This window comes from Niabella sp. ZPM-14, assembly GCF_055693045.2.
Map to the genome: position 1 here is coordinate 703273 of NZ_CM181148.1, position 24133 is coordinate 727405.

The 24133-nt window shown below is 44.6% G+C and carries 20 protein-coding genes; 8 read left to right on the forward strand and 12 right to left on the reverse strand.

All coding sequences use genetic code 11. The features are described 5' to 3' along the window. Positions 1-215: 215 nt before the first annotated feature. Together groL and ACU37H_RS02925 are read right to left on the reverse strand one after the other, a co-directional pair. A complete protein-coding gene (gene groL, locus ACU37H_RS02920) occupies positions 216-1856 on the reverse strand; it encodes a chaperonin GroEL (RefSeq protein ID WP_472702863.1) in 1641 nt (546 codons plus the stop codon). 105 nt (positions 1857-1961) lie between these two features. Continuing rightward, positions 1962-2243 (reverse strand): co-chaperone GroES, encoded by a 282-nt coding sequence (locus ACU37H_RS02925; RefSeq protein ID WP_472702864.1) that lies wholly within the window; start codon positions 2241-2243, stop codon positions 1962-1964. A gap of 272 nt (positions 2244-2515) precedes the next feature. Between ACU37H_RS02925 and nusB the strand changes: the two genes are divergently transcribed. The 6 genes from nusB to ACU37H_RS02955 all read left to right on the forward strand — a co-directional run bounded on the left by nusB (position 2516) and on the right by ACU37H_RS02955 (position 7214). Then, a complete protein-coding gene (nusB, locus tag ACU37H_RS02930) occupies positions 2516-3442 on the forward strand; it encodes a transcription antitermination factor NusB (protein WP_472702865.1) in 927 nt (308 codons plus the stop codon). A 167-nt stretch (positions 3443-3609) separates the two neighbouring features. After that, positions 3610-4065 carry a DUF1573 domain-containing protein gene (locus ACU37H_RS02935; RefSeq protein ID WP_472702866.1) on the forward strand — a complete coding sequence of 152 codons (456 nt, stop codon included), beginning with the start codon at positions 3610-3612 and terminating at the stop codon, positions 4063-4065. Positions 4066-4090: 25 nt separating this feature from the next. Next, positions 4091-4411 carry a preprotein translocase subunit YajC gene (gene yajC / locus ACU37H_RS02940; RefSeq protein WP_472702867.1) on the forward strand — a complete coding sequence of 107 codons (321 nt, stop codon included), beginning with the start codon at positions 4091-4093 and terminating at the stop codon, positions 4409-4411. A 101-nt stretch (positions 4412-4512) separates the two neighbouring features. Next, positions 4513-5103, forward strand: coding sequence for a dephospho-CoA kinase (coaE, locus tag ACU37H_RS02945; protein WP_472702868.1), 591 nt, complete (start codon positions 4513-4515; stop codon positions 5101-5103). Positions 5104-5130: 27 nt separating this feature from the next. Continuing rightward, positions 5131-6045 (forward strand): glycosyltransferase family 2 protein, encoded by a 915-nt coding sequence (locus tag ACU37H_RS02950; RefSeq protein ID WP_472702869.1) that lies wholly within the window; start codon positions 5131-5133, stop codon positions 6043-6045. After that, complete coding sequence (locus tag ACU37H_RS02955; RefSeq protein WP_472702870.1) at positions 6042-7214, forward strand: glycosyltransferase family 2 protein; 1173 nt, start codon at positions 6042-6044, stop codon at positions 7212-7214. The genes ACU37H_RS02950 and ACU37H_RS02955 overlap by 4 nt, the downstream gene beginning before the upstream one ends. A 154-nt stretch (positions 7215-7368) precedes the next feature. Here ACU37H_RS02955 and ACU37H_RS02960 read toward each other — a convergent pair whose 3' ends face one another. The 7 genes from ACU37H_RS02960 to ACU37H_RS02990 form a co-directional block, all read right to left on the reverse strand. Further along, positions 7369-7971: a LuxR C-terminal-related transcriptional regulator gene (locus ACU37H_RS02960; RefSeq protein WP_472702871.1), complete on the reverse strand. Its 603-nt coding sequence runs from the start codon at positions 7969-7971 to the stop codon at positions 7369-7371. Between the two features lie 191 nt (positions 7972-8162). Further along, positions 8163-9230, reverse strand: a complete 1068-nt coding sequence (locus ACU37H_RS02965) for a hypothetical protein (RefSeq protein WP_472702872.1) — start codon at positions 9228-9230, stop codon at positions 8163-8165. Between the two features lie 333 nt (positions 9231-9563). Next, complete coding sequence (locus tag ACU37H_RS02970) at positions 9564-10148, reverse strand: hypothetical protein (protein WP_472702873.1); 585 nt, start codon at positions 10146-10148, stop codon at positions 9564-9566. A gap of 242 nt (positions 10149-10390) precedes the next feature. Further along, a complete protein-coding gene (locus ACU37H_RS02975; protein WP_472702874.1) occupies positions 10391-10957 on the reverse strand; it encodes a hypothetical protein in 567 nt (188 codons plus the stop codon). Between the two features lie 11 nt (positions 10958-10968). Further along, positions 10969-11553, reverse strand: a complete 585-nt coding sequence (locus ACU37H_RS02980; RefSeq protein ID WP_472702875.1) for a hypothetical protein — start codon at positions 11551-11553, stop codon at positions 10969-10971. Positions 11554-11563: 10 nt separating this feature from the next. Further along, positions 11564-18172, reverse strand: a complete 6609-nt coding sequence (locus ACU37H_RS02985; protein ID WP_472702876.1) for an FG-GAP-like repeat-containing protein — start codon at positions 18170-18172, stop codon at positions 11564-11566. A gap of 637 nt (positions 18173-18809) precedes the next feature. Further along, the gene (locus ACU37H_RS02990; RefSeq protein ID WP_472702877.1) at positions 18810-19634 is read right to left on the reverse strand and encodes a 4'-phosphopantetheinyl transferase family protein; all 825 of its coding nucleotides are present in this window, start codon (positions 19632-19634) and stop codon (positions 18810-18812) included. 12 nt (positions 19635-19646) lie between these two features. Between ACU37H_RS02990 and recF the strand changes: the two genes are divergently transcribed. Beyond that, complete coding sequence (gene recF / locus ACU37H_RS02995; protein WP_472702878.1) at positions 19647-20762, forward strand: DNA replication/repair protein RecF; 1116 nt, start codon at positions 19647-19649, stop codon at positions 20760-20762. A gap of 67 nt (positions 20763-20829) precedes the next feature. Then, complete coding sequence (locus ACU37H_RS03000) at positions 20830-21111, forward strand: DciA family protein (RefSeq protein ID WP_472702879.1); 282 nt, start codon at positions 20830-20832, stop codon at positions 21109-21111. 40 nt (positions 21112-21151) lie between these two features. Here the strand turns inward: ACU37H_RS03000 and ACU37H_RS03005 are convergent, their stop codons facing one another. The 3 genes from ACU37H_RS03005 to ACU37H_RS03015 all read right to left on the reverse strand — a co-directional run bounded on the left by ACU37H_RS03005 (position 21152) and on the right by ACU37H_RS03015 (position 24056). Next, on the reverse strand, positions 21152-22198 hold the full coding sequence (locus ACU37H_RS03005) for an ABC transporter permease (RefSeq protein WP_472702880.1): 1047 nt from the start codon (positions 22196-22198) through the stop codon (positions 21152-21154). 130 nt (positions 22199-22328) lie between these two features. Then, positions 22329-23435: a BT_3928 family protein gene (locus tag ACU37H_RS03010; RefSeq protein WP_472702881.1), complete on the reverse strand. Its 1107-nt coding sequence runs from the start codon at positions 23433-23435 to the stop codon at positions 22329-22331. A gap of 66 nt (positions 23436-23501) precedes the next feature. Continuing rightward, the gene (locus ACU37H_RS03015; RefSeq protein WP_472702882.1) at positions 23502-24056 is read right to left on the reverse strand and encodes a DUF1599 domain-containing protein; all 555 of its coding nucleotides are present in this window, start codon (positions 24054-24056) and stop codon (positions 23502-23504) included. Positions 24057-24133 lie beyond the last annotated feature (77 nt).

The window sequence follows — 24133 nt, forward strand, 5'->3', positions numbered from 1 at the left end:
GAAAAAGTGTTAGTTTTCTTCCTTACAAAAATAAGGGTATCGAAAGAAGTGCCCGTTGGCGCCCGTGAAAATTGACGTAATCGTCTGAACATTAAAGTCTTTGCAACATTGATTTAGACATTAAAAAAAATCCCGCCTCTTTCAAAGCGGGACTTTTATTGATCGATGACCGTCGGCCATTTCTGTCGACTTTCATCTGTAATCTGTCAACTGGATTAATAACCCATTCCACCCATCTCGTGGCCACCTGGCATTGCAGGAGCTGCAGATTTAGGCTCTGGTTTGTCAGCCACTACACACTCAGTAGTTAATAACATACCGGCGATAGAAGCTGCATTTTCTAATGCAACACGACTTACTTTAGTCGGGTCGATTACACCAGCTTTGAAAAGGTTTTCGTAAGACTCGGTTCTGGCGTTGAAGCCAAAGTCGCCTGTTCCTTCTTTAATTCTCTGAACTACGATAGAACCGTCGATTCCGGCGTTGTCAGTTAAAGTGCGGATCGGAGATTCCAACGCGCGTTTTACGATTGCCATACCGGTCTGCTCATCTTCCATCTGGCCTTTTACTTTTACATCCAGGGAAGCAACAGAGCGGATGTAGGCAACGCCACCACCTGGTACGATACCTTCTTCAACGGCAGCGCGGGTTGCATGTAAAGCATCATCTACACGGTCTTTCTTCTCTTTCATTTCAACCTCGGTAGCAGCACCTACATAAAGTACCGCAACACCACCGCTTAATTTAGCTAAGCGCTCTTGTAATTTTTCTTTATCGTAATCGGAAGTAGTGCTTTCGATCTGAGCTTTGATCTGGTTTACACGTGCAACAATATCGGCTTTTTTACCTTTTCCACCTACAACGATCGTGTTGTCCTTATCAATAGTGATTGATGCAGCCTGACCTAAAGCAGCAATATCAGCGCCTTCCAGTTTGTGGCCCATGTCTTCACTGATCACAGTACCGCCGGTTAAGATGGCGATGTCCTGCAACATTTCTTTTCTTCTGTCACCAAATCCAGGAGCTTTAACGGCAGCTACTTTCAGCGTGCCACGCAGTTTGTTTACTACCAGTGTAGCCAATGCTTCACCTTCCAGGTCTTCAGCAATGATTGCCAGAGGACGGCCGCTTTGAGCTACTTTTTCAAGGATAGAAAGAATATCTTTCATCGCGCTGATCTTTTTGTCATAGATCAGGATGTAAGGATTCTGTAATTCAGCCTCCATTTTTTCGCTGTTGGTAACGAAATAAGGAGAGATATATCCGCGGTCAAATTGCATACCTTCTACCACGTCTACATATGTTTCAGTACCTTTTGCTTCTTCAACAGTGATCACACCTTCTTTACCTACTTTGCCAAATGCCTGTGCAATCAGGTCGCCGATCTGCTCGTCGTTGTTAGCAGAAATAGAAGCTACTTGTTTAATTTTTTTGCTGTCGCTGCCTACAGTCTGGCTTTGCGCTTTCAGGTTTTCAACTACCAGCGCTACAGCTTTGTCGATACCGCGTTTCAGGTCCATTGGGTTAGAACCCGCTGCAACCATTTTCAAACCTTCGCTGATGATCGCCTGGGCTAAAACAGTGGCTGTTGTAGTACCGTCACCGGCAATGTCAGCAGTTTTAGAAGCCACTTCTTTCACCATCTGCGCACCCATGTTTTCGATAGCGTCTTCCAGTTCAATTTCTTTTGCTACCGTAACACCATCTTTGGTCACAGCAGGTGCACCAAATTTTTTCTCGATCACTACATTACGTCCTTTAGGGCCTAATGTAACTTTTACAGCGTTGGCTAAAGCGTCAACGCCTCTTTTCATTTTATTCCTTGCTTCAATATCGAAGTAAAGTTGTTTTGCCATTTTTATTTGCCCCAATCCCCGGAGGGAACAATATGCTGCGGGGTTAACAGTTTTTAAATAAGTAACTAAATAAGAATATAAGCAACCTTTGAGGGAGCCGAGGGATTATACGATAGCTAAAATATCACTTTCGCGCATGATCAAAAGATCCTGGCCATCGATCTGAATTTCTGTACCGGAGTATTTTCCGTAAAGAACTACATCTCCTGCTTTTACAGTCACAGGCTCGTCCTTTTTACCCGGGCCGGCAGCAATCACGGTACCGCGCTGTGGTTTTTCTTTAGCTGTATCGGGGATGATAATACCGCCTGCGGTCTTTTCTTCAGCGGCAGCTGGTTTAACGATTACCCTGTCGTGTAAAGGGGTAACTGTGGATTTTTTAGCCATAATGTCTATCGTTTTATAAATTTTTGATTGTTTACAGAATTCTGTGATCGTTATTTTACGGTCGGCAAATGTACCGTAAATAATATGCCACACCTGATAAATATGAAATTTTTTCAGTTTATGGGCAAGCCGCTCTACAGACGGGAGGACAACTTGACAAGATGGCCGGAAAGAAGGCGTCCGTCGTAGTTTTGACCCTGTCAACATTTCAAGTTGTCAACATTTCAACGAATAAAACCTATCTTCGCCGCTTCAAAATAGTTCTTGATTCAATGATTAGCAGAAGAAATATAAGGGTGAAAGTGATGCAAACCCTTTACGCATACACGGCCAGTCTGGACACTGACAAACCGCTCGATCCTCAGAAAACGCTCAAACAACATTTTAATCAAACCCGCTCCCTGATCACTTACGTGGTGTATTTCCTGACAGAAGTAGCCCGGTACGCTGAAAAGGACGCTTATAAAAAGTCGCATAAGTATATCCCGACAGAGAACGATCTGAACGTTAATACCAAGCTGGCGGGCAGTAATCTTTTGTGGCAGATACTGGAACTGAACGATGTGAAGATCGCGTTCAAGAACGAAAAGCCGGAGCAGTTTGCAGATGAGGAGCTGATCAAAAAGATCTACACGCAGCTGACCACCTCTCAGCAATACGCGCATTATATTGGTATCCACCAGCAAAACCTGCAGGAAGACCGTAAAATATTCGAATACATCTTCAATGACCTGATGCTGGATAACGAAGTATTCATTTCTCATATTGAAGAAACCTTCAGCAACTGGAATGACGATGGCGACATGGTTGCTCAAAGCACCGCTGCCTTTATCCGGAAGCCGCAGTCTCTTAATTTTCAGCAAATTATCAGCACAGATAAAGAATCTTTCGCCGTCGGCCTGTTAAAAACGGTCATCGAAAAAGAAGATTACCTGCTCACGCTGATCAAACCCAAACTGAAAAACTGGGATCCTGAACGTATTGCACTGCTGGACATGGTATTGATGAAAATGGGCGTCGCTGAATTCCTTTATTTCGACACCATCCCTCCCAAAGTGACCATCAACGAATATATCGACCTCGCTAAGGATTACAGTACCGCACAAAGCGGGCATTTTGTCAATGGTATCCTGGATAATATTCATAAAGAACTGGTTCAGGAAGGCAAACTGAAAAAGAAGGATTTCAGAAAAGCCTGATTTTAATACAAAATTTTTCTCCGGCTCTGAATATTCATCTACTTTCGCAAGGACTTTTCGGAGGCGCATGAAATGGTGTAGACAGGCCGGTATCCCGCAGAATTATTTTCAGGAAGATACGACACCGATATACGATCAGACTATTTAAAAAACAAAATAACAAACGAATGAAACGGTTAGCACTTATTATTTCAATAGCCGCTGCATTGGCTGCCTGCAACAATGGTGAGAATAACAAAACAGTGCCAGACGGTCCGTTAACGGATTCGCTCAAACAGGAAGCACTGAAAGACTCCTCTAACTTTACGACCATCGCCTGGGTAGATTCAACTTTTAAAGACCTGGGAGACGTTAAAAAAGGACAAACTGTTGAGGTTCCCTTTGAAGTGGAAAACACGGGTGACAAGCCTTTGATCATTTCAAGCGTTCAACCCGGCTGCGGTTGCACCGTTGCTGATAAGCCCGAAAAGCCCATCATGCCTGGAAAAACAGAAAAAATTGTCGCTAAGTTCAATAGCGAAGGTCAAACTGATGGTTCTCACGAAAAAACGATCAACGTGATCGCCAACACCAAGCCTTTTACACAGCATATGCTGCGCTTTAAGGTGAACGTGGTTAATTAGTTTTCAAGCATAATAAATACATATAATGACGCATTACATTTTACAAGCACAAGGTGGCGGATCATTTCAATTGATCTTCCTGGTAGGTATGATCCTGGTATTCTGGTTGTTTTTTATCCGCCCTCAGGCTAAAAAAGCTAAAAATCAAAAGAAGTTTATCGAAGATTTGCAGAAGGGCGACCGGATCGTAACCATCGCCGGTATACATGGTAAAATCCAGCAGGTAAATGAAGACGGTACGCTGAACATTGAGATCAGTCCGGGCAACTATATTAAAATAGAAAAATCAGCGATCAGCATGGACTGGACAGCGCAGATCAACAAACCTGCAGCTCCGGCCAAATAGTTGACAGGCAACAGATGATAGTTGACAGATGGGAAGCGACCAGCACCAGTTTATTTTAAACTACATCAACCATTTTAAGCAGTTAACATATCAACTATATCATGTTAAAAATTGGCCTCACAGGTGGTATTGGCAGTGGTAAAACAACCATTGCCAATATTTTTTCTACCCTTGGCATCCCCGTCTACGACGCGGATAGCGCAGCTAAAAGGCTGATGCATACTGACGCGTCGATCCGTAAGCAGATCATGGATCACTTCGGAGCCGAAGCGTATAAAGACGATCAGCTCGATCGCGCGTTCCTGGCCGCCGCGGTGTTCAACAACGAAGCAGAACTGAAAGTGCTGAATGCTATCACCCACCCTGCCACCATCCGGGACTCCGTCGACTGGTTCTCTCAACAACAGGCGCCGTATGCGATTAAAGAAGCAGCACTGATCTTTGAAAGCGGCAGCGAACAACACCTCGACTATGTAATCGGCGTCTGGACCGATACGCCGCTTCGCATCGAGAGAGTCTTACAACGGGGTGGCCTTTCCAGGGAACAGGTCGATGCCCGCATGAAAAAACAAATGGACGAAGTCACCAAAATGAAACGCTGCGACTTTGTGATCGACAACAATGAAAAACAATCCGTCATCGAACAGGTATTTAACCTCCATCAAAAATTAAAAGGGCTGGCCGGCTATTGATTGATAAAAGATTTTATCTTCGTAGTAATGCCCCTGACTTCGATCATAACCGTTAACTACAACCAACCTGCTGTAACCATTGACTTCTTAAAATCGGTCAGGTCGTTTACCGCTGCCGGCGAGGTAGAGCTGATCCTGGTTGATAATGCGCCGGCGAAAAACTGGATGAAAGATTTCATCGCAGTCTACCCGGACCTGGTTTACATTCACTCCTCTAAAAACCTGGGCTATGCAGGCGGCAACAACCTGGGCATCAGGAATGCCAAAGGCGCGTATATTTTACTTCTGAACAACGATACCGAAATCACACCGGACTTTGTATCTACCATGGTTGCGGAAATGGAAAAGAACCCGGACATCGGTCTGCTTTCCCCCCTGATCAAATATTTTGAAAACAAGAACATTATCCAGTATGCCGGTTTCACCGAGATGAACTATCTCACCGCCCGTAACAGCGGCATTGGCTCGATGGAGACGGATAAGGGACAATACAGCAGGGACAGCAGAGAAACGGGCTTCTGTCATGGCGCCGCCGTGATGTGCAGAAAAACGGATCTCGACCGCGCAGGATTGATGGATGAGCGCTATTTTCTGTATTATGAAGAACTGGATTGGTGTGAGAAATTCAAGCGCATAGGAAAAAAGATCTGGTTTACCGGCAAGGCCGTGATCTATCACAAAGAATCGATCAGCGTGGGCAAAGCCAGTCCTATCAAAGCCTTTTTCATGACGCGCAACAGGATGCTCTACATCAGGAGGAATACGGGGCTCGGCAAGAAGGCTTTGTTCTTGGTTTATTATACACTCGTAGCCACCCCTAAACAATTAGCCATACATTTAAAAAACGGGAGAACCGACCTGGCGGCTCAAACACTGAAAGGTCTCTGGTGGAATTTTACTCACTCATCCAACAGCCAATCCCTGGGCTATAAAATATCATGATAACTCTATTCTGGATCAGCCTCTTTATTGTCTTCTACGCCTTCTTCGGGTATGGCATATTATTATATATCATCGTGAGGCTAAAGCGATTGGCCGGCCTGCAAAAACCGGTGCCTGTATTGGATACCACCCGGCTGCCGACGGTGGCCTTGTTGATCGCCGCTTACAATGAAGAAGATTATATCGAAGAGAAGATCCAAAACTGCGTGGAGCTCGATTATCCATCAGCTATTTTTAATATTGTTTTTGTAACAGATGGTTCCAATGATAGTACGCCTTTAAAGATCCAGCAGCACCCGGGTGTGCGGCTGTTTCACAAGAACGAAAGGTCGGGAAAAATGGCTGCCATCAAACGCGTATTACCGGAACTAAGCAGTGATATTATCGTGTTTACCGACGCCAACACCTACCTGAATCCCGATGCGATCAGGGAATTGGTAAAACATTATCAGAACCCCAAAGTGGGCGCCGTGGCCGGCGAAAAAAAGATCAGGGTGGACGCAGCGGCTGACGCCAGTTCGGCGGGTGAAGGATTTTACTGGAAGTATGAATCCGCTTTAAAAAAGTGGGATTATGAATTGTATAGCAATGTGGGCGCCGCCGGCGAGTTGTTCAGCATCCGCCGCACGCTTTACCAACCGGTAGAGGCCGACACGATCATTGACGACCACATGATCGCCATGCGCATCGCGGAGAAAGGATATGTGATCGCTTATGAACCGGCGGCTTATGCGATGGAAACCGCTTCAGCCAATTCCAAAGAAGAGTTGAAACGCAAGATCCGAATAGCCGCGGGTGGCATCCAGTCCATCTTCCGCCTGAAGAAAGCAGCAAACCCCTTTCGCAACCCTGTATTGACATTTCAATACATCAGCCACCGTGTTTTGCGTTGGACGATCACGCCGTTTCTGATGATCCTGGCTTTCGTTTTGAACATAGCGATTGTTACAACAAACGACGCCTTGATCTATCAGCTGCTCCTGGCGGGTCAGGTATTATTCTACGGTCTCAGTATAGCCGGTTATTTCTTTGAACAGCGCAATGTTAAGATCAAAGCCTTTTTCATCCCCTATTATTTCTGCATGATGAATTATGCCGTCATCGCCGGCATCGTCCGCTATTTTAAAGGCAAACAAAGTGCGGCCTGGGAGAAGTCTAAGAGAAAGTAAGGGGAAGGCGGTAGGGGAGCTTAAGTGTGGGGATGCCAGATAAATAGCATCCCGAAAAACCCAATGAGGTTGTATCATTACAGAAACCATTAAAAACCGATATCTCTCAAAAATGCGAAAATTTTCGAACCCATTTTCAAAAGTGACGCTGCTTCTACACCCTTCCCGGCGTCATTCGCCAATCAGATGATTTAATCTTTTTTAAAAGATTATACCGGTGCTTTTCTACGGTTCTTTTACTAAGGAATAGCTTTTGCGAAATCTCAGCGGAACTCCAGTTATTGATTACAAGGTCCAGTATCTCTTTTTCTCTCTTCGTTATTTTGGGAGCGATGTCAGTCATCTGTTCGGCAACGATATCATTTTTCTTTTCAGAATTTTCGTTGTGACAGTTGATCGCAATCAGGTCTTTAATAGCTGAAGCAAAGACTTTGGTGCTACAGCTCTCCGGAAGTACAATGCAGTCATTATGCTGCATTGCTCCAATTGGATCTTTTGCCAGCGCTATTATACAAGCGTGCGTAAATTGCGATCTTAAGCTTGTCAGCCAATCTTTATGTTGTTTTGTAAAAAGATTGATACCAATAACTAAAATATCCGGTTGTAAATAATTGATGGTACGGGAAGCCATTCTAACTGTAGCTGCCTGAAAAAATTCAACGTTATATGCCTTGCATAGAATAGTACTAAGAACATGTTGTATTCCTATGCGAAGCAACTCGGCATCATGAATCGTTAAAATTTTAATAGGTTGCAAGTCACAATCGGTTAAGTGTTAGTTCTGGGGAGTGTGGAGTTCCCAGCGGTTAAAGAAATCAATCGTAAAGGCAATGTATTTTACGTTTCTTATTCGTCGCGCCTGATATCAACTGCTATTGAGCGTCCCTACCCTGTTATCAAAACGCACCAGTATTATCACATCACGCCACCAAATCTCCTATCAATCATTTATAGTTCCGGGCTACCATTATCTAAGTTGATCCTGACCGATTCCGCGTCTATTTTGTATCCTTTATATTCATTAAGCGCTATCACGTAGCGGTTGTCGAACGGGTTACTGTCTTCCCATTTATTGAAACTACTACCAATACTATTTCGCCAAAAAGTTGCGTTGTTTTTTCGTATCGCCGGATTCACATATTTCGAAAATACCAGCGTATTCCCCATGGACTCCGCAGGATAAAGCATGTTATTTTTATACAAATACAACTCGTTTGCTACCGCCACTGCATATGGCTCCTGACTGTTCTTCATTGTTGTATCACCGACGTCAAACCCATTCACCTTAACAGTCTTAGATAACGTGTCCGTCTTTACAAAAAATTGGCCGTAGGTAGGTCGCAAAGCCTTGAATTCCTCAAAACTCATATAAACGCCGGAAGGAAAGACGCCATTGCCGATAAAACTTAGCCCATCCTGTTTGGCTTTGATCACTTGCGTTTTGGACTTGGGTTTAAGGTCTGACAGTCGTACAATCGGACCTGCTCCAGCCGACACAACTCTACCCAACAATTCTATCACGTTGCCTGCCGTGTTGTCGATACCTGACACTTTATTAACGGAAAATTCATCTATAGCTTTTACAAAAGTATAGGCATCCTTACCCAAAGGTGTTTTATACAGATCGCCTTTCAACCGCGCATAAGATTGGTTACTACTGCCACCCACACTCAGATTTGTAATGATCAGTAGAAATGAAGCGCCAGTTTGCAAAGACGCACCGATGTTAGCGGTTTCGGCAATGGCGCTTAACCATTCCTGCTTGGAAACCGGCGGGTAAATAGCTATTCGCTCATTGCTGGCTTCCGCGGGCGGCAAATACCCGAGAACGCTATCCCCGGTCAGATCGACTATTTCAAAGGTAGTAATGGTCTCGGTCTTCGGCGAAAGACCAGACATCGCCAACATTTCTTCTGAAGGACGTATTACATAATGCTGCTGCTGAGCTGCCGTTTCGCTACATATCCCCGAGACGAGGAAAGTCAAACTGATAAAAAGAATGGGTATTTTTTTCATAAACAGGTGTATTGGGTTTGCAAACTCGCCTGAACTTTAAAATAAATAATTCAGATGCGTTATGTTGATTATAAAGATATATTCATTTTTTCATATAAAAAATACGTAGGGGCTACGTATTTTACACCTCGACCCTCGGTCAACTAAGGTATTGAGCCGACCACGCGTTTTATTCTTACAGAAACACCTGGCTCGTCATTTGCTTAACAGCTCAACAGAGTGCACAACATTTTCCTTTTATGTGATTTTTTAACGAAAAGTGCGCAAAGATTTGTTCGCAAAGCACGCAGAGTAGGATAAAAATATAATGCACCCGCTCAACATCTGCCAAGACTATTCCGTTTTTATACATTCCACCGCGTCAGTCTGAATAAATTTTAGCTCGTGAGGCTTAAAAGCTCCGGTGTTACCCGAGTATTCTATAACGCTCTTTTTAACTTTTTTAGGATACGGCGGCACTGCATGCCAATTTACAATACGCTCCTTATTAACAATGGTACCCGTAAAATGCAGAAAATAGGTTCTGTAATAAGCGCCCTGGCCAAATGCCAGCAAAACAGGACTAAAAGCTTTAATTTGATCTCCATCAATGATATATACCCCTAAATCATCAGGCTCAGCGTGCTTCTTATAATAAGCACACTCATAATTACTGCTATCATAACGGGTACTAGCTCCGAATGAGGTAAATATTCTGTTATCTTTTGCAAATACCACAGGATCTACCGATGTATATTGTTCCTGTGGGTAGTCTATCTCACTTATATTAGTGTAAAAACCGTTCAATCGTAACTTGCTTGTATCTATCGGTGTAGGATTATTGTAGTAAGCCGGTGCGGTTAGCTGCCGCCCTTTCCCACAAGAAAGGAATAAACACGATACAGCAATGAACAACAGTATTTCAAGGTTTCGAGTCATAATATAAGTTTAATAATACAAATAAAAAGGATTGTAGCCTCCGTAATATCCATAATACCTGGAAGACAGCCCCCGGTCAGGAAAATAAGGTGTCGGGACAATGTTTCTGTGTATCCAGTTTTGAATACTGTGCAATCTTTCTTTCGTCGCCCGTTAAAAAAGATGATATAAACAGAGTTGCACGTCGCTACCTCGAATGGTATGAAGATTATTTTTAGTTCTATCAAGATGCTTCATTTAATTTAAAGACATCTAACTGCATCCGTTTGTACAAAAATTAAACTTTGTTTTTTAAAGATGGATTTATTCGCTTTTCCTTGAATAACCTTTTTCTTAATTCCTTTAGGATAAGGGGGTACCGCCACCCAATTAACTATGGTATCTCTACTCTTAATAGTTCCCCTGAAATTCAAAAAATATTCTGAGTATATCGCACCTTCATTTAACGCGACCTTAGTTTGAATATACGCCAATATAGTCCTCCCTTTTACCATATACCTATTTTGTTTAATTACTCTATGATAATGATCACATGAAATTGGTAGGTCTATATCTGAAACCACAACGTTTCCGGCTGAGTAGACTTGATTCTTTTCAGTAAACACCACCAAACCAAGCCCGGTGAATTTATTTTGGGGGTATGGATACGCCGAATCATCAAGGTTAGTATAAAATCCATCAAACCGTAAAATATTATTATCCACCGGAGCAGGATTGTTAAAATACCAGGGCTTCGATAATTTTGGCGCTCTGCCACAAGAGAATAGATATACACATGCCAACGCACCAACACTTATTTTGAGTTCCATTTGAAAAATTTTCATTCCGTTTTTATACATTCCACCGCGTCAGTCTGAATAAATTTTAACTCGTGAGGCTTAAAAGCTCCGGTGTTACCCGAGTCCTCTATAACGCTCTTTTTAACTTTTTTAGGATACGGCGGCACTGCATGCCAATTTACAATACGCTCCTTATTAACAACGGTACCCGTAAAGTGCAGAAAATAGGTTCTGTAATAAGCGCCCTGGCCAAATGCCAGCAAAGCAGGACAAAAAGCTTTAATTTGATTTCCATCAATGATATATACTCCTAAATCATCAGGCTCAGCGTGTTCCTTATAATAAGCACACTCATAATTACTGCTATCATAACGGGTATTAGCTCCAAATGAGGCATATATTCTGTTATCTTTTGTAAATACCACAGGGTCTATTGCTGTATATTCTTCTCGCCGAAGGCTGCTCTTACTTATATTAGTATAAAAACCATTCACCCTTAACTTGCCCGTATCTATCGGTGTAGGATTATTGTAGTACGCCGGAGCAGTTAGTTGCCTTCCTTTTCCACAGGAAAGGAATAAATATGACACGACAAGGAACAAGAAAATTTGATTATTGCGGATCATAATAACACGTTTAATAATACAAATAAAAAGGATTGTGACCTCCGTAATATCCATAATACCTCGAAGGCAGCCCCCGGTCAGGAAAATAAGCAGTCGGGACAATATTCCTGTGTATCCAGTTTTGAATACTGTGCAATCTTTTCTCGCTGCTGTTTCCGGCGAAATAGCTTTGCCCTTTATAGATGACACCCCCGTACAACGAGCCTCCTCTAAGTGTTGGCAACAATTCGGTAGCAGGGTTGTAAAGCCCGCGTCTATCCTCAAATTTTGGGTTGTTATAGGCACCTCCATCAACTCGTTCTCGATTTGTCATGCCGGTTATCATGCTCCCGCCAACCGCCAGCGTGATGTCATTATTAATCTTGTAAGTGGCCAGCAAGCCACCGGTTCTGAACTTGTCACTGCCCGGAAAATCTTCATCAATCCGAAGGCCAAAGTCTCCTGCCTGGAATTGCAATGCGTTAACCGACTGGGCCGTTCTTCCTCCAAACGAACTATAGGAGTACCCCAAACCGTAATTGCCGTGTCCGTCGTTGTAACCGGCAAATCCTCCGGCATTCCAATAGGTACTTCCTCCGGCAGCTTCTCCCAGGCTGGTCATCCCGGAATTATAGCCCAACCCAAAACCTGCTGAATACGCAAATCCTTTTCCGTCACCATTGGGATCAATCATTCCACTAACGTTTAAACTTGCACCAAATGTAAGGCCCGAGCTGCCCAAACCTACTAACGGCGAAACGCCAACACTAAAGTTTTCCGACTGGTAGATGGGAATATTAGGTAAAAAACGATTCACCTGACTTACTCCTGCCCATAAAAAGGCTTTACCCACTGTAGTTATTGCGCCACCGCCGATAAAACCACCTATCGCTCCGCTAACCGCTGATGTTACAATTTGACCAAAGTTCATGTCACCATTGTTCATGATCAGGTCAACTGCAACATTAACTGCGGCATAGATCAAAGGAACAAACCATAGAATGTCCCCACTCGGATCGGTAAACTTCAACGGATTCCCGTTAGCATAAAGGTAACGATTGTAGCCTCCGGGCGCCCAGGGCAATGGCACGTATTTATCAGGTGCCAGCATCTGCCCGGTATTGGGGTCATACATACGGGCATTCATATTGATCATGCCGCCCATCTCATCAATGTGCTCATGCCCGGTAAAACCGCGGTACAGCCAGGCCGGCACCGCAGGTACACCTGCATAGGTCCAGTTAGCGGGATTACGCTTTCTACCCCAGGCGTCAAAATTCTGCTCGGCGATCACCGTTCCGGACTCGTTGGTCAGGGCTACAATGCTACCCAACTGATCGGTGTAGGCATAATAAATGCTGATCGCTCCATTCTGCTTCACAATAATATTGTTCAATCCATTGCCCGCACTGATATAATAAATTTCATAACTGACCCCGCCTTTGGTCAATCCCTCCATATTGCCCCAATAACTTTTGGTGGCCACTGTGCTGGCGCCGTTCTTTAATACAGCAGTGAGCCTCTGCCGGTCGGAGCCATAGGTGTAGCTTACACTATAACCATTGTCATGCGTAACAGTCTGCGGACGCTGGAATGCTGTAAACGCTATCGAGTAGGTTTGCGGCCCCATAGTCAGGTTAGGATCCGGCCCACCGCTGATGGCCGACAGTGACTGCAACAAATGTATTTTCGAGGTGTTGTAGTTATAATTACCCACATTGGTTTTCTGCAACATTTTACCCTGCCCGCCGCCATCGTAATTGATGCTGAATTGTTGTGTGCCATTTACAGAAGCGCTTGTAAGCCTGTCGCTGGCATCGTAAGTAAAAGTTTCTGTGAGATTCCTGATCGCATCCTTACGTGTGAGCAGGTTACCCGTGTTGGCTTCATAAGTAAGGTTAAGATCCTGCACGCCGGCCGTGTAATAGCGGGTGGGCATTTCTTTGGAAAAATCCCAGGTAATCTGCCGGGTCTTGCCGTTGCCGGTACTATAGCCGGTGTATACGCCACGGCTATTCATGGCTGTGGCGGTAAATAGGGTTTTTACCGTAACCCCTTGCTCATATTTTTTCTTTGTTAGATTATCATTGTTGTCATACTCATTACGGATCACAAAACCCGCAGGATAGCTTGTGGTAGCCAGCCTGCTTTTGCTGTCATAAGTATAGGTTTTGGTAAGGCTGCTGCCGGAGGCTGTAATGCTTTCACTGCTTAACCTTTGCAGTGCATCATATACATAAGTTCGCACGTCTCCGTTAAAGCCGACTACCTGTATAACGTTATCATTGCTTTTTCCTGTTGCTGCGTCATAATAATACGTGTAAGTGGTAGTTCCTTGCGAACCGGAAGTGGTAGCGGCACGGCCAAAGACATCATAGGTCATATTCTGCACATTGCCGCTCGCATCGGTTTGCTGGGTAATCTGTCCTATAGCATTATATTGGTAACTGAAGGTGCCGGCATTGACATCGTTAGTAGCGGTTTTCCGTCCATAACTGTCGTAAGTATTCGTTACAAAGGTTTGACTGCCGCTCGAAGCTGTCAACTGGTTGCCCCAACTATCGTAGGTGAAGCTCATGGTGTTCCCATTATCGCCGCTACTGATCACTTTGCCACTGGCATCGGTGGTTTTACTGCTGCTTTGTCCGGCAGCATTAGTAGTGGATACGGTAAACGTACCCGCTCCGGCATCGGTGGTATAAGAGGTAGTAACAGTACCTGTTGTATTACTCGTGGTTGTAGGTCGACCGTAACTATCGTAACTATAAGAAGTCGTATTTATAGTTTCTCCGGGATAGTAAGGCGCCGTGTCGCTTTGCAACTGTCCCAGGTAGTTATATGTCTTAACAGAAGTAAGCCACTGATCATTAAAGCCTCTTTTTTCAGTTTTTATCTCCCTGCCCAATATATCCATATACACTTTCACAGGATTGCTGCCATCAGTTCTTTGGGTTAAAGCGCTCATCCGAGCATTGCCAGAAGTTTCCCAGGCTCTGGTAGTACTCACCGAATTGCCATCAGGAAAATTGGTTTGCGTAAGCTGTCCAAGCGTATTGTACACATAAGAGGTGGTGAGTCCGTCGGTGGAAGTTTCGGTAAGCGGCACGCCCCAGCGCGTATCATAAGTGTGGGATGTCTTTTTGGTGATGCCACCACCGGTTACTTTCTTTTCCAGCAAAAAATTACCTGTAGCGTCATATACATATTGCGTTACGGGTGTGGTTACTCCAGGCACACTCATGCTGCTTTGTGATAACAGGCCAAAACTGTTATAGGTATTGCTAACCGTTGTTGCAATGGCCGTCCCGGCAAATTCCGTCACGGTTGCCGGTAACCCCTGCGCTGTATAGGTGTAATTAGTAGTTTTACTGACAGTGGGCTGACCGGTGCGGGTTTTACTCACCGCTACGCTGGTTGGGAAGCCCGGGTAGGGCGCTCCGGCATAGGTGCCGTAAGTCGTATTGACCGTGGCTGTTTCTAAAGTATTGGTGAGATTGAAATCATTCGACGTACCGGCTTTTGTTACAGATTGCGTTACATTGCCGTAGCTGTCGTAGGTGTTTAATATTTCTGAAGCCTCTCCTGTTAACCAATTCTTGGTGTGGACCCGATCTGTCTTCATGAAGAAACGACGGTTAGAGTAGCTGCTTGCAGACACCTGTTGAAAAGTTGTTGTGTATCTTGATCTCGACAAGATACCTCCGGAACTCAAATGAGTTTGGGCCACATCGGGATATAGCATTGAATAACTCAAATTAAGGTTATTCCACATTCTGTTGGTAATTCCCTTATCGTCACTTACATCCGTCCTTAAAAACCCTAAAAAGCCACGCCCACCGGGATGAACTACTAAATTTTCATATTTATAGCTTTCATTAAACCAGCCGCCTATACCATTCTGCCTTCTTATGTTAGAAACAGCATACATTGCAGGGGCTGGAACTATATAATCAGGAACATAGGGTCCTGCCATTGACCAGTCGGAGTAACTATACCCATCCGTAGTACGGCTATATACATTGGTGTTGTAATACCCATTTAGTAAGGAATAATCGAAATCGGTTTGGTAACCTGCATTGGTAACGGTAGCTAAAAGGTTTTTTTCCTGAAACGGCTTTAGTAAAAGTAAGCTCGCATAAAAAGACGTCTCACTGGCTTTCCTGATCTTAATAAAATCAAGCTTACTATCGCCGTTAAAGTCACCTGCTGTAAACCCGGCCTCTGTATTGGTGGCTTGTCCTATACTATTGTTTTCCACCTCAAACTGGGCACCATTAAAATAATAGAATACCTGATTGCTTGATCCGTTCCCCTGCTGAATGGCATGGCATATTTCAGTCTTACCATCGCCATCATAATCTCCAACCGTTAACATGTGTGCGGTAGAGAATCCGTCTCCAGGTAAAATGATCCCATATGCTTCTCCGGTAAAAGCTTGTTGATTAAAGGCTTTCCCAGTGCTGAAAAAAATTTTCCAGGGAGTGGTAGATACATTTTTTGAGGCTCTTACAAATAAATCAGTATTACCATCTCCGTTAAAATCGCCGGGAAGGATCCTGTAATCCGTCTTAATATCTGACGTCGAATACAGTACTGAAGAGCCGTAGGAATAACCTGTGCTGGACGGCACAGGAAAGACAGATAAAATATAACTTCCTTCGTCCCGGACTACCAATAGTTCTGTTTTGGCATCTCCATCAAAATTAATAGGAATCACAGCCTTTGATTCAGCTACTTTTAATGCTGAAAAGTCTCCACTGCCTCCGTTTACGCCGGAGCCAAATCCCCACACTTCCTTATTAACTATATTCTTTGCCGGGGAGTTAAAAAACGCTTTGTAAGCATTGCTATATCCGTCCACGCCCAATATCGTTATATAGTCGGCGTAGCCGTCGCCGTCAAAATCACCGGTAGCAAAAAAACTTCCGCCCTGCTTTGTCAGCTTATGAGTTCCGTAAAAAGATGAAGGCAAAACGTCGTAAGCTACCTTTTTCTTTTCAACCGTTTTTGTTCCAAAAACATTGCTCACCCTTGAGTAGTTGATATTCATCCCCTTCAACGTATAACTCCCGGTATTAAACTTGGCAAGAAATACATCATCTTTACCATCACCATCATAATCATAATTTGCAAACGGATTTTGAACGGGACCGTTACCCATCATTTTAAAATCCGTATTTGGAATATCAGACTCCATACTATAGGTGTATTTTGCCCCAATATTTCCATTGTCGTAATCATATATCTGATACCATTTAAACCACTTTTCAAAAGTACTGGTGCTTACTCTGTATGCATAACTCTGTATATCCATTCGCCCATCCCCATCAAAATCTCCGCTGAAGTTTTCATCCGTCGAGTAAGAATTCTCAGCGGTCAATGTCGCATTTTGCGCCCCGGCATTTTCCCCATAAGTAAAAGTTATCGGTTTTAACGCACTGCCATCAGATCCAGACTCAGTAACGCTTGTCAAAAAATATTTCTTTTGACGATATTGGTAGGCCATTGCATAGCTTCGAATCTGCGTTCCATCAGACTTTTTTATATCAATCTTATTAAGCAGTTTAGCGCCATACATCGAAGACCCCGCTATATACATGGGGTTGTTGTTCCAGCCGGTCTTGTCTGTATAGCTAAATTGAACCTGATAATTGCCAGATATCCCCACAGATGTGTTGCCAGTATAGCTGATACTGCTTAGTGAATAATAACGATTTGTATTGTCTATATTATAATTGTACAACATGTAATTCCCGCTTGCATCCGTGACCCTTCGTAAAGCCCAAAAAATCGTCTCGGTACCGTCAGTAGTCAACATTAATGTATTATCTGTGCCATATTCCAGCACCGTCCCATTTTTGGTGGTAATCTTAAAAGATGCCGGGGAGTTTCCATTACCTCCCACTGCTTCTATCTTACTAAAGCTTTCCTGTTCTGTGCCATACACAGCACCACCGGCGCCATTAGTGCCGCTAATAAGCATTAGCCGCTGACCATCCAACATAAAAGCATCATTGCTACCAGTATATTGAACAGGTGTTGCGACTCCGTTATGAAATACATTCTTTCCGGCACGAGTAATCATTGATATAGGCGACACAGTCCACCCATGACCACTAAATCCATTGCCGCCCCCCTGCGAACTGTAGCTGAGGCTTACCTGCGGTTGCATTCCATTAACGCCTGCCGGCAAATTGATCGGAATAGTGTAAGTTGCTCCCCCCGCGCCATTGCTACCTGCAACTCCTTCAGTCATTCCAACAGGTGGAGATTTCAATGTCGTTGTAACTGATAAATTTACCGTTCCCGTGTTACTGCCGTACCCCTCGGCCACAATATAATAAGTACCCGCTGCCAGAGCTGATGCCTGAATAGAAGACTGAAGACCACTACATGAAGGTCCATTATCATCGTTATATTGAATGGCAGTACCACTGCTATTTAAAAGGTGCAAATAGGTATCAAACGAAGAACCGCACAGTGATATACTGAGGTCAGCAGCGGTGCTAAAAGTCACTTTGTAATATATATCATCAGAAGACTGACCATAGTCATTCCCATAGCCACTATTATTTCGGCTGTCAGTATATGAGTAAGTGCCTGCGGAAGTATAAATTCCGATCACAATAGCATTACTCATGTTATTTCCGGATTGAGCCCTCGCGTTTAGGGTGACGAAGCAGACGATAACAAATACAAGCGCCCTAAAGCAGCGATTTAGAAAAAAAATTCGGTGGTATTTCATATCGTTAGTTTTAGTAGGTGTTAATTATATGAGTATCCCGTGTCAGAAACCAGTGTTTTAGAACATGCGGCGTCATTAGAATTTTCCACGCCACGTAGACGATAAAAGGTTTCGTGAATTCCATGCTTCCTAAATCACTCCTTGAACCTTTGCAACTACTAAAATAATTACATATATTCATAAAAAAAATACGTAGTACTACGTATTTTTTTCTAGTTGTTGTGAAGCTGGAGCATATCCGCAAATAAGAATAGGATTTCATCCCTGCCTCAATTGCTTCAACCGCCTGCCGGGTTCAAAAGACCAGGGGCAGGTTACATTGGAGAGAACAATTACAATAGTTCGGCGTTTTCCATCGCAAGGGAAAATGGTGATCAGCGGGCCCTAACTATTCCCGGCGCTGCTAGCGCCTCCCGATTCCACTATTGGTGCTCGCGTTCAAAAGCGGCCAGACGGAGACCGTCAGACCGGTCGGGAAATCTATCTGCTCCGTTGAAAACGCTGATCCGTAAGAAGATCTATGAACGAGCCTCTACTGTTGATCATTCGCCAAATTACCACTCAACACCTCCCCCGTCAAGCAACCCAGAATCGGCTTCTTACCCGCTTCATAGCAAAGGCTTACCATGTATTCATCTCCCCACGCTGTGGTATCGAGCTGTAGCGGTAAAGTGGTATGCTTACTCACAAAAGCAGAGTCTATACCATCCAGTATATCGATCTGCTTCAGTTCGTCCACCAACCCCAATCCTAAAGCCTTTAACAACGCTTCCTTGCCGGTCCATATCCGGTAAAAAGCGGTAAGCGGTTGGGGTGACACATTGAAATATTGTAATTCCCGCGGCGAAAAAACGGCTGCAGCCAGATCAGCAACGCCTATATCCTTTAGCTGTTCGACATCCACACCAATGAGCGCTTTGGCGAAAGCCACCACCACCCAATCGCCGGAATGCGTGATATTAAATTGCGGAAACGGTAGCACCCGTTCAGCATACAAAGCTTCAGGCCTCCTGTACCTGCCCGGCCGGATCAATATTTCGCCAGCGCCAATGCCCAAGTATCGCGCCAGCACATACTTGGTGATGCCACGCCCTGTCAGGAAGCGCAGCGCATCTTCCGGAAGCCTGTAAGCCGCGGCCTTAGCCCTTTCCTCCGGCGTGATCCATGCCGCGTCGCGAGAAAAATGGCAACTGCGGATATCACAGGCATAGAGATGCACTTCTGTCTCCATCAGTTCGCGATTCATCATCCGGGATATATCGGCAGTAACTTCTATCACAATGGTCTGCTTGAGTGGCAAGCAATTTACAACAAAGTAGCGGAGTCCGGCAAAGGATGATGACCTGCGGACTGACATGAAGAAAAAATTTTGGTACTCACCCGCAGCAACTATTTTTGCCTGATGCTGAGGCTGAATTCCATATCGTTGTTGCAATTCAAGAACTACACTAATAAAGTGTTTGAATTTGAACAGCCCGTCATTGGAATTTGTGGTCGCAACGGAGTCGGCAAAACGAATATCCTGGATGCGATCCACTACTTGTGTTTCACCAAAAGCTATTTTAGTAAAACCGACGTGGTTAACGTGCAACAGGGTTCGCGCGGTTTCCGGATCGAGGGAAAAATGATCAGGGATGATGCGGAAGAAACGGCGACCTGTATCCTCCGCGAAAACAACAAAAAAGAATTCCTCATTAATAACGACCCGTACGACAAATTTTCACAACATATCGGGAGGTATCCCTGCGTCGTGATCGCCCCGGACGACGCGGTTCTGATCACCGGTGGAAGTGAGGAGCGACGCAGCTTCCTGGACTCTTTGCTTTCCCAGATCGATGCGGATTACCTGCGCAACCTGATCCTGTACAATAAAATTCTGCAACAACGCAATTCACTCCTGAAGTCGGCCGCGGAAAGCGGAACCATTGATGAAGCGCTGCTACAAATACTGACAGAGCAATTGCTACAGCCCGGCAACTTTATATTTGAGAAGCGCAGCCAGTTCCTCGTGTCCTTCCTGCCCAGGGTAAAACGACTATACACCGAAATCGCGCAGAAAGAGGAAAACCTTTCAGTACTGTACGACAGCCGTTTGCTGGAAACGCCATTTGAAGAACTACTGGCTGCCAGCCTGCAGAAAGACCGCGCCCTGCAGCGCACCACCACGGGCATACACCGGGACGATATGTTACTGCAGCTCAATCATCAACCTTTTAAAAATATAGCCTCGCAAGGCCAGCGGAAGAGCCTCCTCTTTGCGTTGAAACTGACCGAACTGGAGGTGATCGAAGAAGAAAAGAAGATCACACCTTTATTATTGCTGGACGACGTTTTTGAAAAACTGGATGAGCAACGCATCGGCAACCTGCTGCAGAAGGTTTGTATTGAAAACAAAGGGCAGGTATTTATCACCGACACCAACCAGGAGCGGCTTCAAACCCATCTCGACGAAATTAAAGCTACTTACGAACTGATATCTTTGTAGCTTTACCAGGTCTGATCCCGACACCCGCCTGTACATTTCGGGCAGGGTCTGACTACAATAACAAATTATGGCGCAGTATTCAATTGGAGAAGCATTACAGGAATTTTTGAAAAAGAGTCGTATCCGCGGAGATATACAGGCGCTGGAAATTGATGCGGCCTGGGAAAGGATCATGGGCAAAACGGTTGCGCGATACACAGACAAACTGCATATCATCGGTGATAAGTTATTTGTGTACACCACCGTGGCCCCGCTGAAACACGAACTGATCTATCAAAAGGAAAAAATTGTGGAAAGGGTCAACGAAGCGTTAGGCAGCAAAGTGATTAAGGATGTGATTGTGAAGTAGTCCATGGTCCATTGTCCATAGGCAATAGACCCGGCTTCCATTATTTCCGGACCCTCGGATCAAAGACACCATACAGAACATCGGCGATTATGTTCATGAATACAAAAAAGGTAGCCGACACCAACACGGATCCCATGACCACCGGGTAATCCAGCTTTTCCAGCGCATCTACAGTAACCTTCCCGATGCCCTGCCATCCAAAAATATACTCTACGAAAAAGGCGCCTGCCAGCAACTCGGCAAACCAACCTGTGATAGCGGTAATAACCGGGTTCAAGGCATTCTTTAAAGCATGTCGCCAGATGACGGTTCGCTTGCTCAAGCCCTTGGCATAAGCGGTACGTATGTAATCCTGGTCGAGCACATCCAGCATGGCGCTTCGTGTCAATTGGGTGATGATCGCCAACGGTCGGATGCCCAGCGTGATAGCCGGCAGTATCAGGTTTTTAAAACTGAATATCCTTTCGCCGGTTACTTCATCAATATCGAACCAGTTACCGCTGATCTGCAGCCCGGTGTAATCCGTCAGAACAAACCCCAAAATATAGGCGATGATAATGCCCATAAAAAAGGAAGGCGCTGAGATGCCGACAATACTGGAGAAAATAGCGGTAGTATCCAGCCAGGTGTTTTGTTTCACGGCCGCTATCACGCCTAGCGGTATCCCAATGATCACCGCCAGAAACATCGCAGCCACGGTCAGCATCAGGGTCCCTGGCAAAGCCTGCATTAAAATACTTCCCACTTCCCGTTTGCTCTGGTAAGATTTTCTCAAATAAGGCACTTTCAAAGCAAATTTCGTATCACCGCCGATAAATATTCCTTTCAACTGCTTGTCCGAAATGTCTTCTTTGGAATGAATGGCTATCGGCGATACATCATTTACATACAAAACAAACTGCTTCCATTTGGGCTGATCAAGATAAAGTTCTTTGCGGATATTTTCACGGGTCTTCGCATCGCCTGTTTGTCCCATAACCAGCCTGGAAGGATCGCCAAACCCCTGGAACAAAAAGAACACTAACACCACCACCCCTGCTAAGACAAGAATGCTGTAAAAGATTTTATTTGCGATGTATTGAAACATGTTGGGTTAAATGTCCGAAGACGGAGGTCGGATGTCAGAAGATGCGAGCTGGAGATGTAAGGGTGAAAAGTTAGATGGAAATGTTCCATTACGCCTCGGACTTCGGACATCTGACTTCCGACCTACGTCTTTAAAATTCGATCTCATCAAAATTCTTATAACTCCACTTACCGGCAATGGTTCCTTCGTGCAGCACGTATACGGTGGGATTCGTGCGCGCGGCGGTCCTGATCATGGTATTATCACCATTCAACAGGCTCACGTTGCTGAACGGCGTATCTTTGATGGCCTGCTTCACGGCGGAAGCGGCACTGGTAACGATATAAACCGGAATATTTTTTTCCTGCGCACCGGTAACAATTTCTGCAAAGTCTTCCTGCCATTTAGCTACGGGCGTATCTGCATCTTCTGCAAATAGCAATACGACAGTTTTCATTCCGAGTATGTCCTGCGTCAGATCGTTCCCCTGCATATCAGTAAGTCCGAATGCCTTGATCGGCGGTTCATTGTTCACCCCCGGCCGGATGATCTTATCATACCGGTTCACAAACTCATAAGTACTGTCATTAAAGTCTTCCGGAAAAGTCTCGGCAGTAAACTCAACATTCTTCCCGTCTTTTTTATACACAAACGTGATGATCGTGCTATCCGGAATAGCATTCGCAGGCATCATCATTTGCTGTGGAATATTATTACCTGTTTTGAAAGGCAGACAATCCGCCACAGGCAGGTACTTTAGCGTATACCATTGCGATGCAAAGCTGAATACCGTTACCAGCAGCAGCAATACGGAAGTCATCATTTTGGAGAACAGGGGCCTGATGTATTTTGTGTTGAAGAATATCAGCAGGATCAGCACCAGCAAAATGATATCTTTTATAAAGGAGGTTTTCGACGTTATGGGTATACAATCTCCGAAACAACCACAGTTTTTGAACTTGCCCGACAGATAAGCATAACCCGTGAGGAAAGTAAAAAAGACAATTAGCAATAATAGCAGCCAGGCGATCGTCCTGATCCGCCAGCCCAGCAAAAGCGCGGCTCCGGCGATGATCTCAAAAGCAATCATCAGTACAGAGAGGGTTAAAGCAATGCCATCCAGCGAACTCATGCCCCACACTAAAAAGAACTCCTGCATTTTATAGCTCAGCCCTACCGGGTCGTTCGCTTTGACCAGGCCGGAAAAGATAAAAAGAATGCCTACTATAACTCTGGCGATGTTGATCAGTATTTTCATCCGTCTCTTATTTATTTAATTCAATGGGTGGCAAAGAATGCTATAGCATCCATAGATCTTCTTAGATCATTGGGCTGCCTGATCTTTTTCGCTGTCCAATATCAGCGCAAACACCGCATAGTTGATCATATCATGATAATTCGCGTCAATACCTTCGCTCACCAGCGTCTTCCCGTCGTTGTTCAGGATCTGGCGGATACGGAACAATTTCATCAGGATCAAATCTGTCAGTCCTTCCTGGCTCATACTACGCCAGGCTTCACCATAATCATGATTTTTGCTGCCCATAAGCTCCTTTGTGTCCCTGATATGTTTTTCATAAAGGGCGGTCACTTCCTCTGCAGGCAGATCCCAGGGCGCATCGTCCGACAGGCCCAGTTGAATAAGACCGATCACGGAATAATTGATAATACCTTTAAACTCTCCCATAATATCATCTGCGATCATCTGCTGCTTTTTCTCCTGGATCGTCCTGATACGCTGCGCCTTGATGTAGATCTGATCCACGATCGAAATAGTGCGCAGCACCCGCCAGGCCGTACCATAATCTTTGTTCTTCTTTAGAAAAAGCGTCTTGCAGTGATCAATAACTGCATCATACTGTTCATTTGTTTTCGTCATAAAAATGGTCTGACCCAGGATTTATTATAATAAAATATTTTGTTATCAAATGACTTTACTCATCGGTATTGCCACGC

What these genes read in the sequence shown, in the direction of transcription:
- groL (WP_472702863.1), bottom strand. Translation starts at nt 1,856, where the DNA reads ATGGCAAAACAACTTTACTTCGATATTGAAGCAAGGAATAAAATGAAA.
- ACU37H_RS03015 (WP_472702882.1), bottom strand. Translation starts at nt 24,056, where the DNA reads ATGACGAAAACAAATGAACAGTATGATGCAGTTATTGATCACTGCAAG.
- ACU37H_RS02985 (WP_472702876.1), bottom strand. Translation starts at nt 18,172, where the DNA reads ATGAGTAATGCTATTGTGATCGGAATTTATACTTCCGCAGGCACTTAC.
- ACU37H_RS02970 (WP_472702873.1), bottom strand. Translation starts at nt 10,148, where the DNA reads ATGACTCGAAACCTTGAAATACTGTTGTTCATTGCTGTATCGTGTTTA.
- ACU37H_RS02925 (WP_472702864.1), bottom strand. Translation starts at nt 2,243, where the DNA reads ATGGCTAAAAAATCCACAGTTACCCCTTTACACGACAGGGTAATCGTT.
- ACU37H_RS02965 (WP_472702872.1), bottom strand. Translation starts at nt 9,230, where the DNA reads ATGAAAAAAATACCCATTCTTTTTATCAGTTTGACTTTCCTCGTCTCG.
- ACU37H_RS03010 (WP_472702881.1), bottom strand. Translation starts at nt 23,435, where the DNA reads ATGAAAATACTGATCAACATCGCCAGAGTTATAGTAGGCATTCTTTTT.
- nusB (WP_472702865.1), top strand. Translation starts at nt 2,516, where the DNA reads ATGATTAGCAGAAGAAATATAAGGGTGAAAGTGATGCAAACCCTTTAC.
- ACU37H_RS02955 (WP_472702870.1), top strand. Translation starts at nt 6,042, where the DNA reads ATGATAACTCTATTCTGGATCAGCCTCTTTATTGTCTTCTACGCCTTC.
- ACU37H_RS02950 (WP_472702869.1), top strand. Translation starts at nt 5,131, where the DNA reads ATGCCCCTGACTTCGATCATAACCGTTAACTACAACCAACCTGCTGTA.
- ACU37H_RS02990 (WP_472702877.1), bottom strand. Translation starts at nt 19,634, where the DNA reads ATGTCAGTCCGCAGGTCATCATCCTTTGCCGGACTCCGCTACTTTGTT.
- ACU37H_RS02975 (WP_472702874.1), bottom strand. Translation starts at nt 10,957, where the DNA reads ATGGAACTCAAAATAAGTGTTGGTGCGTTGGCATGTGTATATCTATTC.
- ACU37H_RS02935 (WP_472702866.1), top strand. Translation starts at nt 3,610, where the DNA reads ATGAAACGGTTAGCACTTATTATTTCAATAGCCGCTGCATTGGCTGCC.
- coaE (WP_472702868.1), top strand. Translation starts at nt 4,513, where the DNA reads ATGTTAAAAATTGGCCTCACAGGTGGTATTGGCAGTGGTAAAACAACC.
- ACU37H_RS03000 (WP_472702879.1), top strand. Translation starts at nt 20,830, where the DNA reads ATGGCGCAGTATTCAATTGGAGAAGCATTACAGGAATTTTTGAAAAAG.
- yajC (WP_472702867.1), top strand. Translation starts at nt 4,091, where the DNA reads ATGACGCATTACATTTTACAAGCACAAGGTGGCGGATCATTTCAATTG.
- ACU37H_RS03005 (WP_472702880.1), bottom strand. Translation starts at nt 22,198, where the DNA reads ATGTTTCAATACATCGCAAATAAAATCTTTTACAGCATTCTTGTCTTA.
- ACU37H_RS02980 (WP_472702875.1), bottom strand. Translation starts at nt 11,553, where the DNA reads ATGATCCGCAATAATCAAATTTTCTTGTTCCTTGTCGTGTCATATTTA.